This window comes from Escherichia sp. KTE31, assembly GCF_000407925.1.
In the GTDB taxonomy this organism is placed as follows: domain Bacteria; phylum Pseudomonadota; class Gammaproteobacteria; order Enterobacterales; family Enterobacteriaceae; genus Escherichia; species Escherichia ruysiae.
On record NZ_KE136723.1, the window covers coordinates 106,561 to 130,246 of the forward strand.

General features: G+C 51.4%; 25 protein-coding genes and 3 pseudogenes. 17 read left to right on the top strand and 11 right to left on the bottom strand.

All coding sequences use genetic code 11. The features are described 5' to 3' along the window. Position 1: 1 nt before the first annotated feature. The 8 genes from hyaC (at position 2) to WES_RS12915 (ending at position 6,876) form a co-directional block, all read left to right on the top strand. A complete protein-coding gene (gene hyaC / locus WES_RS12950) occupies positions 2-712 on the top strand; it encodes a Ni/Fe-hydrogenase b-type cytochrome subunit (protein WP_001186409.1) in 711 nt (236 codons plus the stop codon). Then, on the top strand, positions 709-1,296 hold the full coding sequence (gene hyaD, locus WES_RS12945) for a hydrogenase 1 maturation protease (protein ID WP_016158029.1): 588 nt from the start codon (positions 709-711) through the stop codon (positions 1,294-1,296). The genes hyaC and hyaD overlap by 4 nt, the downstream gene beginning before the upstream one ends. After that, on the top strand, positions 1,293-1,691 hold the full coding sequence (hyaE, locus tag WES_RS12940) for a hydrogenase-1 operon protein HyaE (protein ID WP_000606444.1): 399 nt from the start codon (positions 1,293-1,295) through the stop codon (positions 1,689-1,691). The genes hyaD and hyaE overlap by 4 nt, the downstream gene beginning before the upstream one ends. Continuing rightward, positions 1,688-2,545 carry a hydrogenase expression/formation protein gene (locus tag WES_RS12935; protein WP_016158030.1) on the top strand — a complete coding sequence of 286 codons (858 nt, stop codon included), beginning with the start codon at positions 1,688-1,690 and terminating at the stop codon, positions 2,543-2,545. Before hyaE ends, WES_RS12935 begins: the two co-directional genes overlap by 4 nt. A 134-nt stretch (positions 2,546-2,679) precedes the next feature. After that, positions 2,680-4,224 carry a cytochrome bd-II oxidase subunit 1 gene (appC, locus tag WES_RS12930; RefSeq protein WP_016158031.1) on the top strand — a complete coding sequence of 515 codons (1,545 nt, stop codon included), beginning with the start codon at positions 2,680-2,682 and terminating at the stop codon, positions 4,222-4,224. Between the two features lie 11 nt (positions 4,225-4,235). Then, positions 4,236-5,372 carry a cytochrome d ubiquinol oxidase subunit II gene (gene appB / locus WES_RS12925; RefSeq protein ID WP_000460782.1) on the top strand — a complete coding sequence of 379 codons (1,137 nt, stop codon included), beginning with the start codon at positions 4,236-4,238 and terminating at the stop codon, positions 5,370-5,372. A 13-nt stretch (positions 5,373-5,385) separates the two neighbouring features. Further along, on the top strand, positions 5,386-5,478 hold the full coding sequence (gene cbdX / locus WES_RS12920) for a cytochrome bd-II oxidase subunit CbdX (protein WP_000270308.1): 93 nt from the start codon (positions 5,386-5,388) through the stop codon (positions 5,476-5,478). Positions 5,479-5,565: 87 nt separating this feature from the next. Continuing rightward, the gene (locus tag WES_RS12915) at positions 5,566-6,876 is read left to right on the top strand and encodes an AppA family phytase/histidine-type acid phosphatase (RefSeq protein ID WP_024191095.1); all 1,311 of its coding nucleotides are present in this window, start codon (positions 5,566-5,568) and stop codon (positions 6,874-6,876) included. Here the strand turns inward: WES_RS12915 and cspH are convergent. Beyond that, positions 6,864-7,076, bottom strand: a complete 213-nt coding sequence (gene cspH, locus WES_RS12910; RefSeq protein ID WP_000087759.1) for a cold shock-like protein CspH — start codon at positions 7,074-7,076, stop codon at positions 6,864-6,866. The two genes, WES_RS12915 and cspH, sit on opposite strands and share 13 nt — an antisense overlap. A gap of 285 nt (positions 7,077-7,361) precedes the next feature. Between cspH and cspG the strand changes: the two genes are divergently transcribed. The 4 genes and pseudogenes from cspG to WES_RS12900 all read left to right on the top strand — a co-directional run bounded on the left by cspG (position 7,362) and on the right by WES_RS12900 (position 8,138). Further along, positions 7,362-7,574 (top strand): cold shock protein CspG, encoded by a 213-nt coding sequence (gene cspG, locus WES_RS12905; protein WP_000066493.1) that lies wholly within the window; start codon positions 7,362-7,364, stop codon positions 7,572-7,574. Between the two features lie 10 nt (positions 7,575-7,584). After that, entirely contained in the window at positions 7,585-7,773 is a 189-nt protein-coding gene (locus WES_RS22535) for a cold shock small protein YmcF (protein ID WP_071524879.1), read from the top strand. Further along, positions 7,748-7,975, top strand: a pseudogene (locus WES_RS24350) (cold-shock protein). Before WES_RS22535 ends, WES_RS24350 begins: the two are co-directional and overlap by 26 nt. Next, on the top strand, positions 7,965-8,138 hold the full coding sequence (locus tag WES_RS12900; protein ID WP_001019202.1) for a GnsA/GnsB family addiction module toxin: 174 nt from the start codon (positions 7,965-7,967) through the stop codon (positions 8,136-8,138). Before WES_RS24350 ends, WES_RS12900 begins: the two are co-directional and overlap by 11 nt. Positions 8,139-8,186: 48 nt before the next feature. On the opposite strand, the gene WES_RS12895 is transcribed toward WES_RS12900, so the two are convergent. Beyond that, on the bottom strand, positions 8,187-9,260 hold the full coding sequence (locus WES_RS12895; protein ID WP_016158032.1) for a 4Fe-4S binding protein: 1,074 nt from the start codon (positions 9,258-9,260) through the stop codon (positions 8,187-8,189). 116 nt (positions 9,261-9,376) lie between these two features. Beyond that, positions 9,377-9,577, bottom strand: a pseudogene (locus tag WES_RS12890) (ATP-binding protein); the annotation flags it as partial. On the opposite strand from WES_RS12890, the pseudogene torD reads away from it, so the two are divergent. Next, positions 9,573-9,995, top strand: a pseudogene (gene torD, locus WES_RS0121210) (molecular chaperone TorD); the annotation flags it as partial. The pseudogenes WES_RS12890 and torD overlap by 5 nt on opposite strands. Before the next feature lie 141 nt (positions 9,996-10,136). Here torD and cbpM read toward each other — a convergent pair. From cbpM to WES_RS12865, 5 genes are all read right to left on the bottom strand, one after another. Beyond that, positions 10,137-10,442, bottom strand: coding sequence for a chaperone modulator CbpM (gene cbpM, locus WES_RS12885; protein WP_000024560.1), 306 nt, complete (start codon positions 10,440-10,442; stop codon positions 10,137-10,139). Beyond that, positions 10,442-11,362 (bottom strand): curved DNA-binding protein, encoded by a 921-nt coding sequence (gene cbpA, locus WES_RS12880; RefSeq protein ID WP_000420625.1) that lies wholly within the window; start codon positions 11,360-11,362, stop codon positions 10,442-10,444. The genes cbpM and cbpA overlap by 1 nt, the downstream gene beginning before the upstream one ends. A gap of 213 nt (positions 11,363-11,575) precedes the next feature. Next, on the bottom strand, positions 11,576-11,932 hold the full coding sequence (locus WES_RS12875; RefSeq protein WP_024195116.1) for a RidA family protein: 357 nt from the start codon (positions 11,930-11,932) through the stop codon (positions 11,576-11,578). Continuing rightward, positions 11,929-13,182 (bottom strand): D-amino acid dehydrogenase, encoded by a 1,254-nt coding sequence (locus WES_RS12870; RefSeq protein WP_000746241.1) that lies wholly within the window; start codon positions 13,180-13,182, stop codon positions 11,929-11,931. Before WES_RS12870 ends, WES_RS12875 begins: the two co-directional genes overlap by 4 nt. A 50-nt stretch (positions 13,183-13,232) precedes the next feature. Then, positions 13,233-14,147, bottom strand: a complete 915-nt coding sequence (locus WES_RS12865; RefSeq protein WP_000776563.1) for an HTH-type transcriptional regulator AdmX — start codon at positions 14,145-14,147, stop codon at positions 13,233-13,235. A 272-nt stretch (positions 14,148-14,419) separates the two neighbouring features. Between WES_RS12865 and WES_RS12860 the strand changes: the two genes are divergently transcribed. Both WES_RS12860 and agp read left to right on the top strand, forming a co-directional pair. Further along, positions 14,420-15,853, top strand: a complete 1,434-nt coding sequence (locus WES_RS12860) for a hypothetical protein (RefSeq protein WP_016158036.1) — start codon at positions 14,420-14,422, stop codon at positions 15,851-15,853. Between the two features lie 157 nt (positions 15,854-16,010). Continuing rightward, positions 16,011-17,252 (top strand): bifunctional glucose-1-phosphatase/inositol phosphatase, encoded by a 1,242-nt coding sequence (gene agp, locus WES_RS12855; protein ID WP_000751739.1) that lies wholly within the window; start codon positions 16,011-16,013, stop codon positions 17,250-17,252. A 38-nt stretch (positions 17,253-17,290) separates the two neighbouring features. On the opposite strand, the gene WES_RS12850 is transcribed toward agp, so the two are convergent. Both WES_RS12850 and wrbA read right to left on the bottom strand, forming a co-directional pair. Next, positions 17,291-17,518, bottom strand: coding sequence for a YccJ family protein (locus tag WES_RS12850; RefSeq protein ID WP_001143120.1), 228 nt, complete (start codon positions 17,516-17,518; stop codon positions 17,291-17,293). 20 nt (positions 17,519-17,538) lie between these two features. Continuing rightward, positions 17,539-18,135 (bottom strand): NAD(P)H:quinone oxidoreductase, encoded by a 597-nt coding sequence (gene wrbA, locus WES_RS12845; protein WP_001151442.1) that lies wholly within the window; start codon positions 18,133-18,135, stop codon positions 17,539-17,541. A gap of 361 nt (positions 18,136-18,496) precedes the next feature. Here wrbA and WES_RS12840 point away from each other — a divergent pair, with 361 nt between their 5' ends. Further along, complete coding sequence (locus WES_RS12840) at positions 18,497-18,670, top strand: con-10 family general stress protein (protein WP_001273661.1); 174 nt, start codon at positions 18,497-18,499, stop codon at positions 18,668-18,670. Positions 18,671-18,891: 221 nt separating this feature from the next. Then, positions 18,892-19,530 (top strand): HTH-type transcriptional regulator RutR, encoded by a 639-nt coding sequence (gene rutR, locus WES_RS12835; protein WP_010352087.1) that lies wholly within the window; start codon positions 18,892-18,894, stop codon positions 19,528-19,530. A gap of 38 nt (positions 19,531-19,568) precedes the next feature. Here the strand turns inward: rutR and putA are convergent, their stop codons facing one another. Then, positions 19,569-23,531 (bottom strand): trifunctional transcriptional regulator/proline dehydrogenase/L-glutamate gamma-semialdehyde dehydrogenase, encoded by a 3,963-nt coding sequence (gene putA / locus WES_RS12830; protein ID WP_016158037.1) that lies wholly within the window; start codon positions 23,529-23,531, stop codon positions 19,569-19,571. Positions 23,532-23,686: the final 155 nt, after the last annotated feature.

Below are 23,686 nucleotides of genomic sequence, written 5' to 3' on the forward strand. Positions count from 1 at the left end.
CATGCAACAGAAAAGCGACAACGTTGTCAGCCATTATGTCTTTGAAGCACCTGTGCGGATATGGCACTGGCTGACGGTGTTATGCATGGCGGTGTTGATGGTCACCGGTTACTTTATCGGCAAGCCGCTGCCTTCGGTCAGCGGCGAGGCGACGTATCTGTTCTATATGGGCTACATCAGGTTAATTCACTTCAGCGCAGGGATGATTTTTACCGTGATATTGCTGATGCGGATTTACTGGGCGTTCGTTGGTAATCGCTATTCACGCGAGCTTTTCATCGTACCGGTATGGCGTAAAAGCTGGTGGCTGGGCGTGTGGTATGAAATCCGCTGGTATCTGTTTCTGGCAAAACGCCCGAGTGCCGATATTGGTCATAACCCCATCGCCCAGGCGGCGATGTTCGGCTATTTCCTGATGTCTGTCTTTATGATCGTCACCGGTTTTGCGCTGTTCAGCGAACACAGTCAGTACGCTATCTTCACACCGTTCCGTTACGTGGTGGAATTTTTCTACTGGACGGGCGGCAACTCAATGGACATTCACAGCTGGCATCGGCTGGGCATGTGGTTGATTGGCGCTTTTGTGATCGGTCATGTCTATATGGCGCTGCGTGAAGACATTATGTCCGACGACACGGTGATCTCCACGATGGTGAACGGCTACCGCAGCCACAAGTTTTTTAAAGTCAAAAGCAACAAGGAGCGTTCATGAGCGAGCAGCGCGTGGTGGTGATGGGGCTGGGCAACCTGCTGTGGGCCGATGAAGGTTTCGGCGTGCGGGTGGCGGAACGGCTATATGCCCATTATCACTGGCCCGAAAACGTGGAGATTGTCGATGGCGGCACTCAGGGGCTGAATTTGCTGGGCTACGTTGAAAGCGCCAGCCACTTGTTGATCCTCGATGCCATTGATTATGGGCTGGAGCCAGGAACGCTACGGACGTATGCCGGAGAGCGCATTCCGGCATACCTCAGCGCGAAGAAAATGAGTCTGCACCAGAACAGTTTCTCCGAAGTGCTGGCGCTGGCGGATATTCGTGGGCATTTGCCTGCACAAATCGCCCTGGTCGGGCTGCAACCGGCAATGCTCGACGACTATGGCGGCAGCCTGAGCGAGTTGGCGCATGAACAACTGCCAGCAGCAGAACAGTTGGCGCTGGCGCAACTGGCTGAGTGGGGAATAGTGCCGCATCTGGCAGAGGAATCACGCTGTCTCAACTATGACTGTCTGTCGATGGAAAATTATGAAGGCGTTCGCTTACGCCAGTACCGGATGACGCTGGAGGAGCAGGGATGATCAATGACTCTCCTTTTAATGCGTTGTGGCAGCGTATGCTGGCGCGTGGATGGACACCTGTCACAGAATCCAGCCTTGATGACTGGTTATCGCAGGCGCCAGACGGCGTAGTGCTGTTAAGCAGCGATCCGAAACGCACGCCGGAGGTCAGCGATAATCCGGTAATGATTGGCGAATTACTGCGCGAATTTCCAGACTATGTTTGGCAGGTGGCGGTAGCCGATCTTGCACAGAGCGAAGCCATCGGCGATCGCTTTGGTGTTTTTCGCTTTCCCGCCACACTGGTGTTTACCGGCGGTAGCTATCGCGGCGTGCTGAATGGTATTCACCCGTGGGCGGAGCTGATAAACCTGATGCGTGGGCTTGTCGAACCGCAACAGGAGCGTGCCTCATGAGTGACACTTTTTTCCATTTGCTGGGGCCAGGAACGCAACCTGACGACGACAGTTTCAGTATGAATCCGCTGCCGATCACCTGCCAGGTGAATGATGAACCGAGCATGGCGGCACTGGAACAGTGTGCACATAGCCCGCAGGTGATTGTGCTGTTAAACGAACTGCAACAACAGCTAAGTCAACGTATCCCCCCTTTGGGCGAGGTGCTGGCAGTCGATCTGTTCAATCTCAACGCTTACGATCGCCACTTTATCAATACGCTTCTCGGGGAAGGGGAAGTGTCAGTTCGCATCCAACATGTTGATGGCAGTGAAAGTGAAATTCAGGAGGCGATCTTCTGCGGATTATGGCGAGTGCGCAGACGTCGCGGCGAACAGTTGCTGGAGGACAAACTGGAGGTGGGCTGCGCGCCGCTGCCGTTGTGGCAGGCGGCAACGCAAAACGTCTTGCCGACAGATTCGCTGTTACCGCCGCCTGTTGATGGCCTGATGAACGGACTGCCGCTGGCTCATGAATTGCTGGCGCATGTGCGTAGCCCTGACACGCAGCCGCACAGTATTAACCTGACGCAATTGCCCATCAGCGAAGCTGACCGACTTTTTCTCTCGCGCCTTTGCGGGGCGGGGAATATTCAGATTCGCACTATTGGCTATGGCGAGAGCTATATCAACGCCACCGGGTTACGCCATGTCTGGCATTTACGCTGCACGGACACCCTAAAAGGCCCGCTGCTTGAGAGTTATGAAATCTGCCCTATACCGGAAGTTGTGCTGGCAGCGCCGGAAGATTTGGCGGATTCTGCGCAGCGGTTGGGCGAGGTGTGCCAGTGGCTGGTGGAAAACGAGCAACAGTGAAAACGGCGGCAAATGTCGCTTTCAGTCTTATGAATATCGCAATCAGCGAATACAACCACCTACAAACTGTAAGGGTAAAAAGGGAGATCTACTATTAAAGGGTTATTTCCCTCTCTTCGCCTACAGGAGTTCGCATGTGGGATGTTATTGACTTATCGCGCTGGCAGTTTGCACTGACCGCGCTGTACCACTTTTTATTCGTGCCCCTTACCCTGGGGCTGATTTTTTTGCTGGCTATCATGGAAACCATTTACGTGGTCACCGGCAAAACAGTCTACCGCGATATGACGCGTTTCTGGGGTAAGCTCTTCGGTATCAACTTCGCTCTCGGCGTGGCCACCGGCCTGACGATGGAGTTTCAGTTTGGTACTAACTGGTCATTCTATTCCAACTATGTGGGCGACATTTTTGGCGCACCGCTGGCGATGGAAGCATTAATGGCCTTCTTCCTCGAATCCACCTTTGTCGGGCTGTTCTTCTTCGGCTGGCAACGGCTGAATAAATACCAGCATCTGCTGGTTACCTGGCTGGTGGCATTCGGTTCCAATATCTCCGCATTGTGGATTTTGAATGCCAACGGCTGGATGCAGTTCCCGACCGGCGCGCATTTCGATATCGACACCCTGCGTATGGAGATGACCAGTTTCAGCGATCTGGTTTTTAACCCTGTCAGCCAGGTGAAGTTTGTCCATACGGTGATGGCGGGTTATGTGACCGGGGCGATGTTCATTATGGCGATCAGCGCCTGGTATTTACTGCGCGGACGGGAGCGTGATGTTGCGCTACGTTCGTTTGCCATCGGCTCGGTCTTTGGCACACTGGCGATAATCGGCGCGCTGCAACTTGGAGACAGCTCTGCTTATGAAGTCGCACGCGTTCAGCCGGTAAAACTGGCAGCAATGGAAGGGGAGTGGCAAACCGAACCCGCACCTGCGCCGTTCCATCTTGTTGCCTGGCCGGAACAGGATCAAGAACGTAATGCCTTTGCCATCAAAATTCCCACACTGTTAGGGATCCTCGCCACTCACTCATTAGATAAGCCCGTTCCGGGGCTGAAAAATTTGATGGCTGAAACCTATCCACGCTTGCAACGTGGACGTATGGCCTGGCTGCTGATGCAGAAGATCTCGCAGGGCAACCGTGAGCCGCATGTTCTGCAGGCGTTTCGTAATCTGGAAAGCGATCTCGGTTACGGCATGTTGCTCTCCCGCTATGCGCCGGATATGAATCATGTCACACCTGCGCAGTATCAGGCGGCGATGCGTGGCGCTATTCCACAGGTTGCGCCGGTGTTCTGGAGTTTCCGCATCATGGTGGGCTGCGGTTCGCTGCTGTTACTGGTAATGCTGATTGCGCTCGTTCAGACGCTGCGCGGCAAAATCGACCAGCATCGTTGGGTGCTGAAAATGGCGCTCTGGAGTTTGCCACTGCCGTGGATTGCCATTGAAGCCGGGTGGTTTATGACCGAGTTTGGTCGTCAGCCGTGGGCGATTCAGGACATTTTACCGACATACTCCGCGCACTCCGCATTAACCACGGGCCAACTGGCTTTCTCACTGATCATGATCGTAGGGCTTTATACCCTGTTCTTAATCGCCGAAGTCTACCTGATGCAGAAATATGCCCGTCTGGGGCCGAGCGCGATGCAGAGTGAACAACCGACGCAGCAACAGGGGTAAAGGAGAGAATCATGTTTGATTATGAAACATTGCGCTTCATCTGGTGGCTGCTGATTGGCGTCATCTTGGTGGTCTTTATGATCTCCGATGGATTTGACATGGGGATTGGCTGTCTGCTGCCGCTGGTGGCACGTGATGATGATGAACGTCGGGTATTGATTAACAGCGTTGGCGCGCACTGGGAAGGCAACCAGGTCTGGTTGATTCTTGCGGGCGGGGCATTATTTGCCGCCTGGCCCAGAGTCTATGCAGCGGCGTTTTCTGGTTTTTACGTGGCGATGATTCTGGTGCTGTGCTCGCTGTTCTTTCGCCCGCTGGCTTTTGATTATCGTGGAAAAATCGCCGATGCACGCTGGCGTAAAATGTGGGATGCCGGTCTGGTCATCGGTAGTCTGGTGCCGCCGGTGGTCTTCGGTATCGCGTTCGGCAATTTGTTACTTGGCGTGCCGTTTGTCTTCACGCCGCAATTACGCGTGGAGTACCTCGGTTCTTTCTGGCAATTGCTGACACCGTTCCCATTACTGTGTGGTTTGCTCAGTCTGGGCATGGTGATTTTGCAAGGGGGCGTCTGGTTACAACTAAAAACAGTCGGTGCTATTCACCTGCGTTCACAGCTGGCGACCAAACGCGCTGCTCTGTTGGTCATGCTGTGCTTTTTGCTGGCGGGGTACTGGCTGTGGGTGGGTATTGATGGCTTTGTATTGCTTGCCCAGGATGTTAACGGCCCGTCCAATCCGTTAATGAAACTGGTTGCCGTACTGCCCGGTGCCTGGATGAATAATTTTGTTGAATCGCCGATATTGTGGATCTTCCCGCTGCTGGGTTTTTTCTGCCCGTTACTGACGGTGATGGCGATTTATCGTGGTCGCCCCGGTTGGGGATTTCTGCTGGCATCATTGATGCAATTTGGCGTTATCTTCACGGCAGGTATCACGCTGTTTCCGTTTGTCATGCCTTCGAGCATCAGTCCGATCTCCAGCCTGACGCTGTGGGACAGCACCTCCAGTCAGCTGACGTTGAGCATTATGTTAGTAATTGTGCTGATATTTTTGCCTATTGTGTTGCTCTACACTGTGTGGAGCTACTACAAAATGTGGGGGCGCATGACAACTGAAACTCTTCGCCGTCACGATAGTGAGCTGTACTAAGGAGGGATGATCAATGTGGTATTTATTGTGGTTCGTCGGAATTTTGTTGATGTGTTCACTCTCCACCGTGGTGTTGGTATGGCTGGAACAGCGTCTGAAAGGTTGATTTGACGCACAACGAACGTAGGCCTGATGAGACGCATCAGCGTCGCATCAGGCAATAATGCGAAACATGAAAAACGGAAACCTGGCGATGAAAGCGATTTTGATCCCCTTTTTTTCTCTTTTGCTTCCGTTAACACCGCTACCTGCATTTGCTCAGGGGGCGCCGGAACTGAAGCTGGAAAGTGTAGTGATTGTCAGCCGTCATGGTGTGCGAGCACCCACCAAATCTACGCAACTCATGCAGGACGTTACTCCAGACACCTGGCCTGGCTGGCCGGTGAAGCTGGGTTGGCTGACACCACGAGGCGGTGAGCTGATCTCTTATCTCGGACATTACCAACGCCAACGCCTGGTGGCTGACGGTTTACTGGCAAAAAATGGTTGCCCGAAAGCTGGGCAGGTCGAGATTATTGCCGATGTCGACGAGCGCACTCGTAAAACAGGTGAAGCCTTTGCTGCCGGGCTGGCTCCCGATTGTGCAATAACCGTACATACTCAGTCAGACACTTCCCGTCCCGATCCGTTATTTAATCCCCTGAAAACCGGTGTTTGCCAATTGGATAAAGTGAACGTGACTGAGGCGATTCTCAGCAGGGCAGGCGGCTCTCTCGTTGATTTTACCGATCATCGGCAAACGGCATTTCACGAACTGGAGCGGGTACTCAATTTTCCGCAATCAAGTCTGTGCCTCAAACGAGAGAAACAAGACGAAAGCTGTTCGTTCACGCAGGCATTACCCTCTGAACTCAAGGTGAGTGCTGATAACGTCTCATTAACAGGTGCGGTAAGCCTCGCATCCATGCTGACGGAGATCTTTCTCCTGCAACAAGCACAGGGAATGCCGGAGCCTGGCTGGGGACGAATCACTGATTCACATCAGTGGAACACCTTGTTAAGTCTGCATAATGCGCAGTTTTATTTGCTGCAACGTACCCCTGACGTGGCTCGTAGCCGTGCCACACCGCTGTTGGATTTAGTTCTGACGGCGCTGACGCCAAACAACCCGCAAAAATCGATCTATGGAATTACGCTACCGACTTCACTGTTGTTTATTGCCGGGCACGATACCAACCTGGCGAATCTCGGCGGCGCACTGAAGCTTAACTGGACGCTGCCGGGCCAACCGGATAACACCCCGCCGGGTGGTGAACTGGTATTTGAACGCTGGCGGCGGCTAAGTGATAACAGTCAATGGATTCAGGTTTCGCTGGTATTCCAGACCTTGCAGCAGATGCGTGATAAAACGCCGCTATCGCTAAAAACGCCGCCTGGAGAGGTAAAACTGACACTGGCAGAATGTGAGGAGAGAAACGCGCAGGGCATGTGTTCACTGGCGGATTTTACGCAAATAGTGAATGAAGCGCGCATTCCGGCATGTAGTTTACATCAGGATAAATAAACATTTGCCGCTGTTGGTCCACGCAGGCCATTAATGCGGCAAAATTCTACGCGTAATCCTGGGATGAGCACTTCTGCGTCGCGGGGACTGAATGCGGAAATATGAACCTGGACTTCTTTACGACCGTCGGAGGGGATGATGAATCCTTTGCCGCTTTTGCGATCAAAGGTTTTGACAATTCCTGTCATTTTACGGGACAAACAAATTCCTTACTAAAAATACTGCGCTGCACTATACGGGGTTAATAAAATAAAGCCAGCGATATTTAAGACCGCCGGACGGCTAAAATAAAATTTGCTTAATCATATTTATCATGCGTTAATAGCTGCGTCGGTTTGAAAGACAGACAGCATACAAAGTAGTTTACTAAAGCAGTTCTCATTATCAGGCATTATCCCCTTCTTTTGAGTCTCTCTCCTGAACACTAAGTAGTTTCTGTAATAAAGCCCTGTTTGCCGAAAGGCCCAAAATGAAGGAAGTAAAATATGTCTAATAAAATGACTGGTTTAGTAAAATGGTTTAACGCAGATAAAGGTTTTGGCTTTATCACTCCTGATGATGGCAGCAAGGACGTTTTCGTTCATTTCACCGCCATCCAGAGCAATGAATTCCGCACGCTGAATGAAAATCAGAAAGTCGAATTTTCTATTGAGCAGGGGCAGCGTGGTCCCTCGGCAGCGAACGTTGTTACGCTCTAAGGTTGCCGTTATTACTCAACATCTCCATTTCCGCTGTCCATGTTGTCATGGTTCACAGTACCGCACATCGGCATTCGATGTGACGGAGCGAAACCCTTTGGGCGCTAAGTGTATTTTCTGTAAATCGACGATGATCACCTTTGATAACGTTGCCTTGCAAATACGCACTGACCATGCGCCGCTGGATTTCACAAAATAATATCAGGCTCCCTCGCGGAGCCTTTTTTATATCTTCTGTTTGCACTTATCCCTGTACGCATATTGAGCGATAACCTACTGATTATTGAATCTTTCATGCAGATGGCTTATAACATTTCTAACCTGACCAGGGGATCGGAACCAACACCTTGCTGGCGTGTTGCTGTCTTTTAAGACCAGAAGAGGTTAACAGTGAATATTGAAGAGCTAAAAAAACAAGCCGAAACGGAAATCTCCGAGTTTATTGCGCAAAAAATCGCCGAGTTGAATAAGAACACAGGGAAAGAAGTCTCTGAAATTCGCTTTACTGCGCGGGAGAAAATGACCGGGCTTGAAGGTTATGACGTCAAAATCAAAATAATGTGATTTTGTGAACATCACCCCGCACGAGGTGATGTTCCGCTTGTTGCTATTTTAATGACCAATCATTGGTGCTTGCGGAATTAAGCGTCGATACAATTCTTCTGGCACCGGGCTTTGCCATACACCCGCATACATCGCATAACCAATCACCGCAAACATAATCCCCAGAACCAGTAGCGTCATTAACCAGCCAGACAACGCAAAGGCCTTTTTATTTGCCGCAGGTTTTTGCAGCGAAAAAGTTAATGTTGAAGCGACCGGGCATGACTCGACGCAGGTCATACAGCCGGTACATTCCACCGTTCTAACCTGGATTAATTTATCGACAGGTATCCGTGACGGACAATTATTTGCGCATTTGCCGCAGTCGATACAACTTTCGGCATTGCGACGAATCTTAAACGGCGAAAATAATGAAACCAGTCCCATCAGCGCACCATATGGGCAGAGATAACGACACCAGGCATGGCGAATAAACAGGCTGGCAATCAGTAAAACGATCACGCTGATTAACGTCGCTGTTCCCATATGGCGAAAGAAATCGAGCATTTTAACGTCCATCACCACGCTGTAGGGCGATAGCATAAAATAGTGAATCGCCTGAGCGGGCATCAATAACGCGATATAGAGAAAGAAACTCAACAGCAAATATTTCACTGTGCGCAGAGGAATATCCAGCCAGCGGGGAAGGGCAAATTGCCGACCAAACAGTTTTTTCCCGAGCTCGCCGATTAATTCAGAAAGCGTACCAACCGGGCATAGCCATGAACAAAAGGCTTTTTTCAGCAACAGACTGATGATGATAAAAGCGACCAGCAACAGCATCGCAGCGGCATGGACGGAAGGTAATTGACCTGTCTCAAGGCTGTATTTCAGATTCATCAGACCGGCAATCGGTAGCCAGCCTTCGATGCCTCCCGGTCTGGCGACAAATGTCGTACTACCTGCCGTTTCGTAATAGCGCACCCAGTACCAGAAGGTGACGGCAATATAAATATTGATTGCTAACAGTAATAATTGCGTCGCTTTACGCCAGGTCGTGGCATTGCGCCAGTCATTCCACGGTAATTTGCCGCCCGTCGTGCCTGGCCGCCGCTGCCAGCGGGTTCTTTTTTTCTCTGTCATGATTTTGCCAGTCCGTTAAGTTGCATACTAAATGCTACTATTCTAAATATTCTTAACTGGCTGATATTGATTCAAATCGCGTTCAGGTCTTTCTTATTCAACCACGCTTCCAGCCCCGGCGTGCTGGTGGCGCTCAGCTCGCCGCCCATCGCCTGGGTCAGACCGCTACTGATAGTCAGCCCCAGCCCGGTGCCGCCGCGTTTGCAGCTCACCTGAACGAATGGCTGGAAGATTTCTGTCAGTTTCGCGGGATCAATACCGCAGCCGCTGTCTTCCACTTCGACCAGCCATTGCTTGCCATCAGTGCGACTGCGCATCGCCGCCCTGGCAGTGCGTGACGACGCTCGTCTGGAACTCGCCGCTGACTTTTGCGGACTGTTTCTGATGACTGACAAACAAGCGGCGCTGCCTTATGCATCGGCCTACAAACAGGACGAGCAAGAGATTAAACGCTTGTTAGTTGAGGCGGGGATGGAAACCAGTGGCAATTTCAACGAACCGTCAGATCATCTGGCGATCTATCTGGAGTTGTTAAGTCATCTGCATTTTTCACTGGGAGAGGGGACTGTTCCTGCGCGAAGAATCGACTGTTTGCGGCAAAAAACGCTAACGGCACTGTGGCAATGGTTACCTGAGTTTGCTGCGCGTTGCCATCGGTATGATAGCTTTGGTTTTTACGCGGCACTAAGCCAGTTGTTGCTTGCGATAACCAATAGAGATAATGCCGATTTGTAAGCCTGATAAGAAGTGTTAAGCGTCGCATCAGGCATTATGGCAGAGCCGCCGGATGCGGCGTGAACGCCTTATCCTGCCTACGGGAACAATGCCCTTCGTAGGCCTGATAAGACGCGTTAAGCGTCGCATCAGGCAACAAACTCACGGATGAGCTACAAACCGGGAAAGCCGCTGGCGCAGCAGGCGGTTTTCCTGCTTCAGGTGCGCAATATCATCCATTAACGTCAGCGCCACCGCGATCCCAGGCCAGTCCAGAGCCAGTTCATGACGCAGGCGTACTGCGCGTTGCACCACGATGGCGGCATGGTCGTCAAATACCCAGGTTGTTTCCTGGATCTCACGCGGTTCAACCACCCCCAAACCGACAATTTCATTCAACTCCTCTTCAGAGATGCCGGTATGCAGGCAAAATTCGGTAATGGTAAAAGTCACCGTAACATTAGCCATCATGCTTTCCCCCAATCTTTACGTGGATCAAAAGACGACTGGGCGTCTGCCAGTTGCTGCCACAGCGCGGCAGTGTTTTCATCCGGTTTCGGCGGCATTACGATTTTCAGTACCGCATACAGATCGCCGGTCTGTTTTTTGCTCACCAGACCTTTGCCTTTAACGCGCAATCGTTGCCCGGCCTGACTGCCTGGCGGGATAGTCAGCAAAATGCTTTCTTTCAGTGTTGGTACAGTGACTTTTGTACCCAGTGCCGCTTCCCACGGGCTAACCGGCACCACAATTTCCAGATCCTGACCGACAATATCAAACAATGGATGCGGCGCAATATGAATCACCAGCCACAGGTCGCCATTTGGACCACCGTTTTCTCCCGGCGTCCCCTGGCCTTTCAGGCGGATGCGTTGACCATTGCCGACGCCCGCCGGGATCTTCACATTTAGCGTTTTGGGGATTTCCTGCTCGATCATGCCAAAGGCGTTATAAACCGGCAGGTTATAGCTGATGGTACGCTTATGCTCAGTAAGCGTTTCTTCAAGGAATACCGCCACTTCAATTTCAATATCGTGGCCGCGTGTGGCGGGGCGCTGGCGACTCTGGCGGGCATGTTGACCGAAAATTGACGAGAAGATATCGTCAAAATCTTCGGCGTTAAAACTCTGACCGTCGCCATGATGGAACTGGCGGTTAAATTGCGGATCGTTGCGATGTTGCCACATCTGATCATACTCAGCGCGACGTTGCTCATCACTCAACACTTCCCACGCTTCAGCGACCTCTTTGAAGCGGGCTTCGGCATCCGGTTCTTTGCTGACATCAGGATGGTATTTGCGGGCCAGTCGACGATAGGCGGTCTTGATTGTCTTGAGATCGTCCGTCGGTTTCACGCCCATGATGGCGTAATAATCCTTTAATTCCATAGCGTTATCTCGCGTAAATCAATACAGACAAAGGGAAACCCCTGACAAGGTATCAGTGTTAAGTGTAGGGGAAATCAGAAAAAATCGTAGGCCAGAGACAACAACATAACTAAAAATGATATTTTCAGCCTGAATGTTGGCAGGTAAAAGAGGGGACATTTAACCTTCAGGGATGCCCCATGACGACCTTGCCAGGGGGCAGAAAATGGGGGCTTATCCCGCTTTTACCGCAGTGACCATCACTTCAACCAGAATCTCCGGGCGAGCCATCTCAGCTTGTACGGTAGCACGTGCCGGGCTATATCCTTCTGGTATCCAGCTAACCCATACGTCGTTGAACTCGGCAAAATCTCGGCTGATATCTTTTAACCATATCTGAGCGGACAAGAGATGAAATTTATCACTGCCAGCTTCAGCAAGTAATGCGTCGATTTTCTCCAGCACTTCGCGCGTTTGTTGCGCGATGGACGGAGTATTGCTCTTCGGTGTCTGACCGGAGAGAAAAACAAGATTGCCATATTCCACACTGGCGGCAAGACGCGGTTGTGGGTTATTACGTTTGATATTCAAGCTGATTGGCTCCATGTCAGTCCATCAAGTGAAATTGCAGGATCTTCTCCCGACAGCAGAGCGCCTAACACCACGGCACTACCCGCCGCCAGCGTAAAGCCCAGACTGCCCTGACCAAGATTCATCCATAGATTTTGATACTTCGCCCGTCCTAATAGCGGCGGACCCGCAGGGGTGGATGGACGCATACCCGTCCATAATTCGGCCTCATCGATACCTTGCAGTTGCGGAAAACTGGCAGCTACGATCTGTTTTAAAGCGCCAATGCGTTCAGAGCGCAGTTCAGTACCGTCGTAGCCAATATCGACCATGGCGGCGATGCGCAACCGGTCACCGAGCCGGGCATAGACAATTTTATGACCATAGTCGGTGACACTGATTTGTGGTGCGATCCCCATTTTTTGTGGGAAGGGGAGCGTCAGACTGTAGCCTTTCAGACCACAGAGCGGTACGTGAGTCCCGGTTCCGGCAAGCAAATGCGTGCTGCCATTACCGGCGGCAACGACATAATCATCCGCAACCAGCGTTCCAGTGCGGGTGGTAATAGACTCAATGCGCTCACCTTTTTTGTTCAACTGCAAAACTTCGCAATCGGTCTGTAGCGAAAAATTCGCACTGGCATTAAGTTTGGCAAGTAATGCCTGACAGAACTTATAGCAGTCCGCCGTTTCATCGCCGGGGGAGTAAATACCACCGCACAGGGAATGACCAATATGTTTTAGTGCTGGCTCAAGATGAACACACTCTTCGCGTGATAAAGCCTGTTGAAATTGCGGATCAATGCCTTTTGCTGCTTTGGCTAAATCTTGCTGGCGGCGATGAATAATCAGTTTGCCAGAACGGCGCCAGTGAAAATCATCAAGATTATCCTCCAGCAGCCACTCTTCCATGACCTGACGACTTAACAGTGATAAGCGTAAAATATGGTCGCCATTGAGTTTATTTGTCCGGCTATTACAGGACATTAAAAACGCCAGCAACCAGCGCCACTGGCTAAATGACATGCGCAAACGCATATTCAGAGGGGAGTCACTTTTCCCCATCCACTTAAGCCCCTGCATCGGTACGCCTTTATCCGCCAGAGGGGCCACGTAGCGATAGCTGAGTTGCCCGCCATTAGCGAAACTGGTGGCGACGCCTGCCTGACTGTTACGTTCTAACAATTGCACCTGATGGCCCTGTTTTACCAGAACCCATGCTGTCGCCAGACCAATTACCCCGCCGCCAATAACTACAATGCGTTTTTTCATCACCTGAGATATCCACCGCTAATAAATGCGTTGGGGGTATGTCAAAACATTTAGGCCTGAGGCGCAATTGACTTTTTATTTTCAGGGTATAACTCAAGGTTAATGGCTCGCAGTTGCTGACGTAATTGCTGACAGAGGAAATCGACAAATTTTTGTGTAATAGGGCTAAGCGAAACATCGGCACGGCGTAGTAAGCAAAGATCAATTTTTATTGGTGGTTCGATGGAGTGAATTGTCTCTGCCGGGAGGTTATGACGGGCAGAGAAAATATCGGTAATACTGCATCCCATTCCTCGTTTTACAAATTCAGTCGCCATGTAATATGTCTGGACATTCAGGCGCGTCGTCAAAAAATCACGCCGTTTGGCTATTGCATCGGAAAGGGAATAGGGGCCGGGAGAAATCCAGCGTTGTTGGTCAATCTTGTCTATTTCTACCGCGCCCTGTCGATAATCCCGGTCGATATAAACCAGCGGAACTTCGGCTATCAGCGTCGTCATAATCTCCCCCTGTTGAATCGGCTGTAGCGTCAGAGCCAGATCAATCTCACGCAGATCAAGCTTTTTAACCAACGTTTCGGTGTGCTCTGTCGTCAGTGTCATTACCAGATTCGCATTCTGCTGGTAAAACGCGGTGACTATTTCTGGCACCAGACTTAACCCCAGACTTGGCAGGCATCCCAGGGCTATTTTGGCTCGCGGATCTCGCGTCAGGTTATCGGCCAGCAGTCGCAGGTTATCGAGTTCGTGATAAATCGACTGCGCTTTTTCAAAAAGTGTGATCGCTTCGCTGGTTGGAAGAAGCTTGCCACGAACTCGCTGAAAGAGCTGAAAACCGAGTTTTTGTTCAGCGTTTTTTAACGCTTTACTGGCGGCCGGCTGGGAAATATTCAGCGATTCCGCAGCCCGGGAAAGTGTCCCGCATGTCATCACGGCATAGAAGATTTCCAGGTGGCGCAGTTTCATTAAGAGTTAACCCAGAGTTATAGACGATAGATAAAAAGTCATTTCATGGTAACACCAAGTTAACATAAATTTAATCTGTAACGCCTGTTCTGGTAACAATGCGTTATTTGCCCACCTAAAGGGGTTAATTACGAACTCAGAATAATACCTGTAGCACCCGGACAAACCCTCAGTGCATTTTGCTAACAATAATAACGAGGGGGGATATTTTCTGAGCTGTCCAAATACATCGGCTGATATTGATGGTCGATTCGATGGGGTTAAGGAGTTATATGAGTGACTCAATACTCGCTGGTGGTTCGCTAACCAGACAAAATATCACCAAAAAGAATGTCATTATTGGCTTACTGTTGGTTGTTTTTTTACTGACAGCGTTCTGGTGTCAGGGGCGTCCAGGTAATGAACTCGGACTGCTTGGTTTTACACCGCTGGTAGCGTTAGCGGTGCTCTCGTTGATAGGCGTCGATATTGTTCTGGCGGTTATTTCATCGATTATTATTGCGATGATCATGACCTCCACCGGCTTACCGGAAATGGGCACCATGCTGGCAAAATCGACGGGATCGTTTATCGCCACTGTAGGTCTGATCATTATGCTTGGTGCCGGTGTTGGTGAAGTGGCAACACGTACCGGAGCCGCCGTTGAACTGGTCAAATTTGTGGTACATCGTATCGGGCTTTCCAGCCAGACGCGGGTCAAATTTGGCATCGTTGTCTCTTCCATTCTCATCTGTGGCGCGCTGGGCACTATGGCAGGCGGCAATGCCATTATTGTTGCGGTGATTATTCCTGTGGCGGCGGCAGTACGGCTGACACCGCCTACGGTGGCTGCACTGATGATGACGGCAGGCTCAGTGGGATTGTTTACCGGGCCATTTACTCCCAGTACCGTGACGATTTTACAACTCGGCGGCCTGACTTATCCGCAATACCTGATGTACGTTGGATTACCAATGAGCGCCGTGACGTTATTCGCTGGCTGGATCATGGCCGGGCGAATTCAGAAGATGACGGAAGGAAAATTACACTACGAAGTGGATCTCTCTGAGAAAACTCAGGAAGAAGAGGAACCCGCCCGCGTTCGTCGTCGCAAGCTCAGCGCGCTGGCATTTGCCGCAACCATTATTGTTATGGCGGTTATCGGTGTAGTGATAAAAGCAGGTTTTAGTTTTGCCATTATCGTGATGTTACTGGTGGCTTTGATCACCGGACTGGTGGGAGGATTAAGCCCTGCCGGGATACTGCAGGCGCTGTATAAGGGGTGTGGCAGACTGGTGTGGATGTTTCTGCTCTACTGGCTGTATAACCCGATTCTGGAACTTATGGATAGCCTGCAGGCGTATCAGGGATTGCTCGAATACACCCAACCACTGTTAACCGGGATATCTCCGGCATGGCTTTGCTTCTGTATTTTTGCCTTTAACATTATCGGTCATGTGCCAGGCGCCGCTGTTGCTCAGATGACCTTTACGCACAAAATATTTGGTCCAATGTTGATGGCTGCGGGAGTGCCGCCACAGGGGACAACGGCGGTATTGTTAGCCTCATCGCAAGTGGACTGGTTTGGGCCTTTCCCTTCATCGGATATGTTTGGTCAAATGGGGCTGGCACAATCAACCCATCTGAAATATATGCTTTATAACGGTTGGACCATTGTCATTGCCAATATCATTCTTTTTGCCGTGCTGTTTCAGGTATTAGTTTAACGATACAAACCAGGCGATAGCGCAGCGACTGTCCGCTATCGCCTGGTGCTCTGCAAGTTTCCCGCCTCGTTATCTGCTAATTTGCGAACCTGTTCCCGGAAAAAAGTCATATTTCTGTCACACTCTTTAATCATTGATAACAAAAGAGGTGTGAGGAATGAAAAAAACGCTAATCGCCGCAGCCGTGGCAGGGATGGCTTTGCTTTCTTCAAATGCTCAGGCACAGGCTGTACCGGAAGGCTATCAGCTACAGCAAGTGCTGATGATGAGTCGCCATAACTTACGTGCGCCGCTGGCAAATAATGGCAGCGTGCTTGAGCAGTCGACGCCGAATAAATGGCCGGAATGGGATGTTCCCGGCGGGCAGCTCACCACTAAAGGTGGCGTGCTGGAAGTGTATATGGGTCATTACATGCGTGAGTGGCTGGCAGAGCAGGGGATGGTAAAGTCGGGTGAATGCCCGCCGCCGGACACCGTTTATGCTTACGCAAACAGCCTTCAACGTACCGTCGCTACCGCGCAGTTCTTTATTACTGGTGCATTCCCTGGATGTGATATTCCTGTTCATCACCAGGAAAAAATGGGCACCATGGATCCAACCTTTAACCCGGTAATCACCGATGATTCCGCCGCATTCAGTGAGCAGGCGGTGGCGGCAATGGAGAAAGAGTTCAGCAAACTACAACTGACGGACAGCTATCAGCTACTGGAAAAAATCGTTAACTATAAAGACTCTCCAGCCTGTAAAGAGAAGCAGCAATGTTCGCTGGTGGATGGCAAAAATACTTTCAGTGCGAAGTATCAACAAGAGCCGGGCGTTTCTGGACCGTTGAAAGTCGGCAACTCGCTGGTGGATGCTTTCACTTTGCAATACTACGAAGGTTTCCCGATGGATCAGGTGGCGTGGGGGGAAATTAAATCTGACCAACAGTGGAAGGTGTTGTCGAAGCTGAAAAACGGCTACCAGGACAGCCTGTTTACCTCACCGGAAGTAGCGCGCAATGTTGCGAAACCGCTGGTCAGTTATATCGACAAAGCCCTGGTCACCGATCGCGCCAGCGCACCGAAAATCACTGTGTTGGTAGGGCATGACTCTAATATTGCCTCGCTGCTCACCGCGCTGGATTTTAAACCCTATCAGTTGCATGACCAGAACGAACGCACGCCAATTGGCGGCAAAATCGTTTTCCAGCGTTGGCATGACAGCAAAGCCAATCGTGATTTGATGAAAATCGAGTATGTATACCAGAGCGCGGAACAGTTACGTAATGCCGATGCGTTAACGTTGCAGGCTCCGGCTCAGCGGGTGACGCTGGAATTAAGCGGTTGCCCGATAGATGCTAATGGTTTTTGTCCGATGGATAAGTTTGATAGCGTGTTGAATGAAGCGGTGAAATAACAGAAAACTCCCCCGTCAGCTGCGGGGGAGTTTCATGGTTAAACGTTTTTACGTTCGATGGTCTGTTCGCCCCAAAAAAGCGAATCTTTATCGGTTTTGGCAAAGGCTTTGACTAACACTTCATCGCTACCTTCTTCCCAAATTTTTTCCGCCATTTTCTCATCGTACCCGGCGACTTCAAAAATGGCCTCGGCTATTTCCGGCGACGTATTGCGCAGAGATGCCCATTCACCCACGTGATGAGCTTTCGCTTCTTGAGTTGGCATGTGTATCCTCCTGTTGAAGATTAGCCATTAAGTTTGACTGCCAGACCAGCAACATATTCCCCCTGGTAACGTGCGATAGACAACTCTTCCTGACTGGGCTGGCGCGAACCGTCACCGCCTGCAATGGTGGTCGCGCCATAAGGCGTTCCGCCGCGAACCTGCGAGACGTCAAATAATTCCTGTGCTGCGTAGCCAATGGGGACAATCACCATGCCGTGATGTGCAAGGGTCGTCCAGGTTGAAGTGATAGTCTGTTCCTGACCGCCGCCGGTGCCAGTCGAACTAAAGACGCTCGCCAGTTTGCCGTACAGAGCGCCGGAAGCCCACAGGCCGCCAGTCTGATCCAGGAAAGTACGCATCTGGCCTGACATATTGCCAAAACGGGTTGGTGTACCAAAAATAATCGCGTCGTAATCGGCCAGTTCTTGCGGGGTTGCAACGGGCGCAGTTTGCGTTTTACCGCCTGCTTTTTCGAATAATTGCGGCTGCATGGTTTCCGGTACACGCTTAACGACAACTTCTGCGCCATCGACTTTGCTTGCGCCTTCGGCGACTGCTCGTGCCATCGTTTCGATATGTCCGTACATGGAATAATAAAGCACCAGAACTTTAGCCATTTCTAACCACTCCTCGTGTTATCTCTATTCCGTAGCGATTCGCTACCACTCATTTAAAGATAAGACGTCCTATTCAGAGTGCAAATTTCACAACCACTTATTTGATTTATAACAATTTTCACAAGCATGTAATTTTGTCGCAAAATGATACATTTTTATCCCATAGTGTTTTTTTAATCATAAGAGCGGCTTATGGCTGATTACCGGAAATGATATCTATTCTCGCTAAGAAGCTGTTGCAGGATATTACCAAACGCAGGCTAACCCGCGTCAGTTCACTAAGCTTAGTCCCACGTAGCGAAAATATGGCACCCGCCATACGCCGCGTTAATCCTGGGCACTATGATGACGGAGGTCAGTAATGGCAAACCATCGAGGCGGTTCCGGCAATTTTGCAGAAGACCGCGAAAGAGCATCAGAAGCAGGTAAAAAAGGTGGACAGCACAGCGGGGGGAATTTCAAAAATGACCCGCAGCGCGCATCTGAAGCAGGAAAAAAAGGGGGCAAAAGCAGTCACGGCAAAAGCAACAACTAGCCGGGCTACTCCATGACGAATGCGTTTTGTCTGACGCACGTCATTACGCCACTGCCGCCGGTAATTCCGGCGGTTTTTCGTTCTGGTACTCTCCTTAATATCCTTGTGTTAATACCTTTCTCGCTCATTCCACCATTATTCATTTGTACCGTGAATGTTGATGGTCGAGGCATCGTGCTGATTTTGCTATCCTGTTGCCAGTCTACAAGAGGGGTGAGTGCATGACGCAAGGCGCAGTGAAAACAACGGGTAAACGTTCGCGCGCAGTGAGCGCGAAGAAAAAAGCGATTCTTGGTGCGGCACTGGACACTTTTTCACAATTCGGTTTTCACGGCACAAGGCTGGAGCAGATCGCAGAGTTGGCGGGCGTGTCAAAAACCAATCTGCTGTATTACTTCCCGTCGAAAGAGGCGCTGTATATTGCCGTGCTGCGGCAAATTCTCGATATCTGGCTGGCACCGTTAAAAGCGTTTCGTGAAGATTTTTCCCCGCTGGCGGCGATCAAAGAGTACATCCGTCTGAAGCTGGAAGTCTCCCGTGATTATCCGCAGGCTTCGCGCCTGTTCTGTATGGAGATGCTGGCAGGTGCGCCGCTGTTAATGGATGAGCTGACGGGGGATTTGAAGGCGTTAATTGATGAGAAATCGGCGCTGATTGCCGGTTGGGTCAAAAGCGGCAAACTCGCGCCGATTGATCCGCAGCATCTGATTTTTATGATTTGGGCTTCCACCCAACATTACGCCGATTTCGCTCCCCAGGTGGAGGCGGTGACAGGCGCGACGTTGCGCGATGAGGTGTTTTTCAATCAAACGGTTGAAAACGTGCAGCGGATTATTATTGAAGGGATTCGACCACGCTAATGATGCCGGAGGAAGTTGCAACATCCTCCGGCAAGCACTTAACCGATCGTCATTAAACTGGCGTTACCGCCAGCGGCAGCGGTATTTACACTCAGCGAACGTTCGATATACAGCCGTTCCAGCAGGATATTGCTTTCGCTACGGGCAAAACCCTGCACCGAAACAATCGCACCGTCACGCGCGGCAACCGCTTCACACAGTGCACGAAGCTGATCCGAATCACCGTGGAAGATCACCGCATCAAACGGTTGAACGGTAATATTTTCCGCTTTAGCCAGTTGAATACGTTCGCTGACTGCCGATGGCAATGCCTTCACTAATTGACGATGCAGTGTGTCATCCGTCCACAGCACCCGGCTGCCAACGGCCAACACGGCGGCAAGCTGAGTTAATGCATCCTGTTCATCATCCGCAATACATAACACGCGCTCACGCGGCAGCAGCGTCCAGGTGTTGCGTTCACCCGTCGGCCCTGGCAGCAATCGCTGTGTTCCTGCTTGCGCCAGCTCACCATATTGCGCACATAACGTCTGCAATTCTGTTCGGTTTGCTGCCCATTCCCGTAGTGCATTCAGTGGCTGAATTAATGCTGCTTTCAGTTGGGCATCGACCGGATACTCTGCATCCTGACGCGCGAGCGTCACCGCCAGCGCGCTTTCCGGGCGATTCGCCAGCAGACGGTAGAGATAAAGCGGACCGCCTGCTTTCGGACCTGTACCGGACAACCCTTCGCCGCCGAACGGCTGCACACCAACCACTGCGCCAACCATATTACGGTTAACATACAGGTTACCGACATGCGCCGAGCCAGTGACCTGGGCAATGGTTTCATCAATACGCGTATGGACACCGAGCGTCAGACCATAACCGGAAGCGTTAATCTGCTCGATCAGCTCCGGCAATTGATTACGGTTGTAGCGCACCACATGCAGCACCGGACCAAAGACCTCTTTTTGCAATTCGGCAAAGTCATCCAGTTCGATAAGCGTCGGAGCAACAAAAGTGCCGCTTTGCCATTCACGGGCATCTTCGTTGTTTTCCCGCACCGCCTGGAACACCGGACGGCCTTTGCCGCGCATAGTCTGAATATGACGCTCAATATTGGTTTTCGCTTCGCTATCAATTACCGGCCCGATATCGGTGGTCAGGCGACCCGGATTACCCATCCGGCACTCAGCCATTGCGCCGCGCAGCATTTTAAGCGTGTGGTCGGCAATTTCATCTTGCAGGCACAGCACACGCAGCGCCGAACAACGCTGACCTGCACTGTCGAACGCCGAGGCCAGCACATCTATGACAACTTGTTCAGTCAGAGCGGAGGAATCGACAATCATCGCGTTCATACCGCCGGTTTCAGCAATAAGCGGAATAGGACGACCCTGAGCGTCCAGGCGGCTGGCGATATTGCGTTGCAGTAACGTGGCGACTTCGGTTGAACCGGTAAACATCACCCCGCGCACGCGATCATCACCCGTCAGTTGTGCGCCCACGGTTTCACCCTGTCCTGGTAGCAACTGCACCACGCCCGGCGGTACACCGGCTTCCAGCAAAATGGCGAGCCCTTGCGCGGCTATCAGCGGTGTTTGTTCTGCCGGTTTTGCCAGTACGCTGTTACCTGCCGCCAGTGCGGCGGCGATCTGCCCGGTGAAAATCGCCAGCGGGAAGTTCCACGGGCTGATACACACCACTGGCCCTAATGGACGATGAGTTTCGTTAGCGAAATCGTCCCGCACCTGTCCGGCGTAGTAGTGGAGAAAATCGACAGCTTCGCGCACTTCAGCAATGGCGTTACTGAAGGTTTTCCCGGCTTCACGCACCAGAATACCAATCAGTTGCTGCATCTGGCTTTCCATCAGCACGGCAGCGCGATGCAATATCGCCGCACGTTCAGCCGGAGGAGTGGCAAACCAGATTGGCGCATTATTAACTGCATTTTCCAGTGCCTGTTCCACTTCACGCGGCGTGGCTTCACGCACATAGCCCACAATATCTTTCGGTTCCGCAGGGTTAATAACGGGTGACATCTCACCTGCAGCTACCGGCTGTTCCAGCATTGGCAAGGCCTGCCATTTTTGCAGCGCACTGTTGAGCAGGGCAGAGGAGAGCGATGCCAGACGGTGTTCGTTGGCGAGATCTAACCCTGCCGAGTTGTCGCGCCCCTGACCGTAAAGATCGCGCGGCAGCGGAATTTTCGGATGCGGTAGCCCTGTTTGCCCTTCCTGTTGCGCCAATTTTTCTACAGCAGTGACCGGATCGGCAACAAGTTCATCCAGCGGCAAAGAGGTATCGGCAATACGGTTAACAAACGACGTGTTGGCACCGTTTTCCAGCAGGCGGCGTACCAGATACGCCAGCAACGTTTCATGTGTGCCGACAGGGGCATAAATACGACACGGGCGGTTAAGTTTGCCGTCGGCAACTTTCCCGGTGACCTGCTCATACAGTGGTTCGCCCATGCCGTGCAGGCACTGGAACTCGTACTGACCAGGATAGTAGTTTTGACCCGCCAGTTGATAAATTGCCGCCAGCGTATGGGCGTTGTGCGTCGCGAACTGCGGGTAGATTAAATTCGGCACCGCCAGCAGCTTTTTCGCACAGGCGAGATAAGAAACGTCGGTATACACCTTGCGGGTATAAACCGGATAACCTTCAAGACCGTCCATCTGCGCACGCTTGATTTCGCTGTCCCAGTACGCGCCTTTCACCAGGCGAATCATCAGACGGCGACGGCTGCGGGTGGCGAGATCAATCAGGTAATCAATTACCATCGGGCAGCGTTTTTGATAAGCCTGAATAACAAAACCGATGCCGTTCCAGCCTGCCAGCTCTGGCTCGAAACAGAGTTTTTCCAGCAGATCGAGGGAGATCTCCAGACGATCTGCCTCTTCGGCGTCAATGTTGATACCAATATCGTACTGACGCGCCAGTAGGGTTAATAATTTCAGACGCGGGTAAAGCTCGTCCATTACCCGGTCATACTGGGCGCGGCTGTAACGCGGATGCAGCGCCGACAGCTTGATTGAAATGCCTGGCCCTTCATAGATGCCACGACCGTTGGATGCTTTGCCAATGGCGTGAATCGCCTGCTGATAGGACACCATATACGCCTGCGCATCTGCGGCGGTCAGCGCGGCTTCGCCGAGCATATCGTAAGAGTAACGGAAACCTTTCTCTTCCAGCTTGCGGGCATTGGCTAATGCTTCCGCGATGGTTTCGCCAGTGACAAACTGTTCGCCCATCAGGCGCATCGCCATATCCACACCTTTGCGGATCAGCGGTTCACCGCTCTTACCGATAATGCGATTTAGCGAACGGGAGAGGCTGGCTTCGTTATGGGTAGAAACCAGTTTGCCGGTAAACAGCAGCCCCCAGGTGGCGGCATTAACAAACAAAGACGGGCTACGACCAATGTGTGACTGCCAGTTACCGTTGCTGATTTTGTCGCGAATTAACGCATCACGGGTGGCTTTGTCGGGAATACGTAGCAACGCTTCCGCCAGACACATCAGCGCCACGCCTTCCTGCGATGACAGTGAAAACTCCTGCAATAATCCCTGAACCATGCCTGCGCGACCACTGGCGTTTTTTTGATTACGCAGTTTATCTGCCAGTTGATATGCCAGTTTGTGCGCCTGTTCCGCAATCGGCTGCGGCAGGCGAGCTTGTTCCAGCAGCATAGAAACCGCTTCGGTTTCCGGGCGGCGATAGGCAGCGGTGATGGCAGCACGGGAAACTGACTGCGGCAAAATTTGCTCGGCAAAGTCGAGGAATGGCTGGTGTGGTTCCTCTGCCGGAGTCGGTGCTTCATCGCTCTCATTGGCAGCGCCAGAAAGCAGCGCAGGCAGCTCCGGCAGGGTATCGCTGTTCTCCAGTTGTTCAAGATAAGAAAAAATCGCCTGCTTAATTAACCAGTGTGGCGTGCGATCGATACGTGTCGCGGCTGACTTAATACGCTCACGCGTCGCGTCGTCCAGCTTAACCCCCATGGTGGTGGTTCCCATGCCATTACTCCTGTTGTTCTGAAAGGTGCAACTTAACGTTATTGTGAAATATCCATTATGTTGCAACTTTGTGCAACCATGTTAAATGTGACTTACGTAGCAAGCTTAAAAATGAATGAAATGTTAATAAAAGAAATCGATATGACAGGGAATAA

Bases quoted from the DNA above. Each gene is read 5' to 3' on its own strand.
- hyaC (WP_001186409.1), top strand. From the start codon at position 2: ATGCAACAGAAAAGCGACAACGTTGTCAGCCATTATGTCTTTGAAGCA.
- hyaD (WP_016158029.1), top strand. From the start codon at position 709: ATGAGCGAGCAGCGCGTGGTGGTGATGGGGCTGGGCAACCTGCTGTGG.
- hyaE (WP_000606444.1), top strand. From the start codon at position 1,293: ATGATCAATGACTCTCCTTTTAATGCGTTGTGGCAGCGTATGCTGGCG.
- WES_RS12935 (WP_016158030.1), top strand. From the start codon at position 1,688: ATGAGTGACACTTTTTTCCATTTGCTGGGGCCAGGAACGCAACCTGAC.
- appC (WP_016158031.1), top strand. From the start codon at position 2,680: ATGTGGGATGTTATTGACTTATCGCGCTGGCAGTTTGCACTGACCGCG.
- appB (WP_000460782.1), top strand. From the start codon at position 4,236: ATGTTTGATTATGAAACATTGCGCTTCATCTGGTGGCTGCTGATTGGC.
- cbdX (WP_000270308.1), top strand. From the start codon at position 5,386: ATGTGGTATTTATTGTGGTTCGTCGGAATTTTGTTGATGTGTTCACTC.
- WES_RS12915 (WP_024191095.1), top strand. From the start codon at position 5,566: ATGAAAGCGATTTTGATCCCCTTTTTTTCTCTTTTGCTTCCGTTAACA.
- cspG (WP_000066493.1), top strand. From the start codon at position 7,362: ATGTCTAATAAAATGACTGGTTTAGTAAAATGGTTTAACGCAGATAAA.
- WES_RS12895 (WP_016158032.1), bottom strand. From the start codon at position 9,260: ATGACAGAGAAAAAAAGAACCCGCTGGCAGCGGCGGCCAGGCACGACG.
- cbpM (WP_000024560.1), bottom strand. From the start codon at position 10,442: ATGGCTAATGTTACGGTGACTTTTACCATTACCGAATTTTGCCTGCAT.
- cbpA (WP_000420625.1), bottom strand. From the start codon at position 11,362: ATGGAATTAAAGGATTATTACGCCATCATGGGCGTGAAACCGACGGAC.
- WES_RS12870 (WP_000746241.1), bottom strand. From the start codon at position 13,182: ATGAAAAAACGCATTGTAGTTATTGGCGGCGGGGTAATTGGTCTGGCG.
- WES_RS12865 (WP_000776563.1), bottom strand. From the start codon at position 14,147: ATGAAACTGCGCCACCTGGAAATCTTCTATGCCGTGATGACATGCGGG.
- WES_RS12860 (WP_016158036.1), top strand. From the start codon at position 14,420: ATGAGTGACTCAATACTCGCTGGTGGTTCGCTAACCAGACAAAATATC.
- agp (WP_000751739.1), top strand. From the start codon at position 16,011: ATGAAAAAAACGCTAATCGCCGCAGCCGTGGCAGGGATGGCTTTGCTT.
- WES_RS12850 (WP_001143120.1), bottom strand. From the start codon at position 17,518: ATGCCAACTCAAGAAGCGAAAGCTCATCACGTGGGTGAATGGGCATCT.
- wrbA (WP_001151442.1), bottom strand. From the start codon at position 18,135: ATGGCTAAAGTTCTGGTGCTTTATTATTCCATGTACGGACATATCGAA.
- WES_RS12840 (WP_001273661.1), top strand. From the start codon at position 18,497: ATGGCAAACCATCGAGGCGGTTCCGGCAATTTTGCAGAAGACCGCGAA.
- rutR (WP_010352087.1), top strand. From the start codon at position 18,892: ATGACGCAAGGCGCAGTGAAAACAACGGGTAAACGTTCGCGCGCAGTG.
- putA (WP_016158037.1), bottom strand. From the start codon at position 23,531: ATGGGAACCACCACCATGGGGGTTAAGCTGGACGACGCGACGCGTGAG.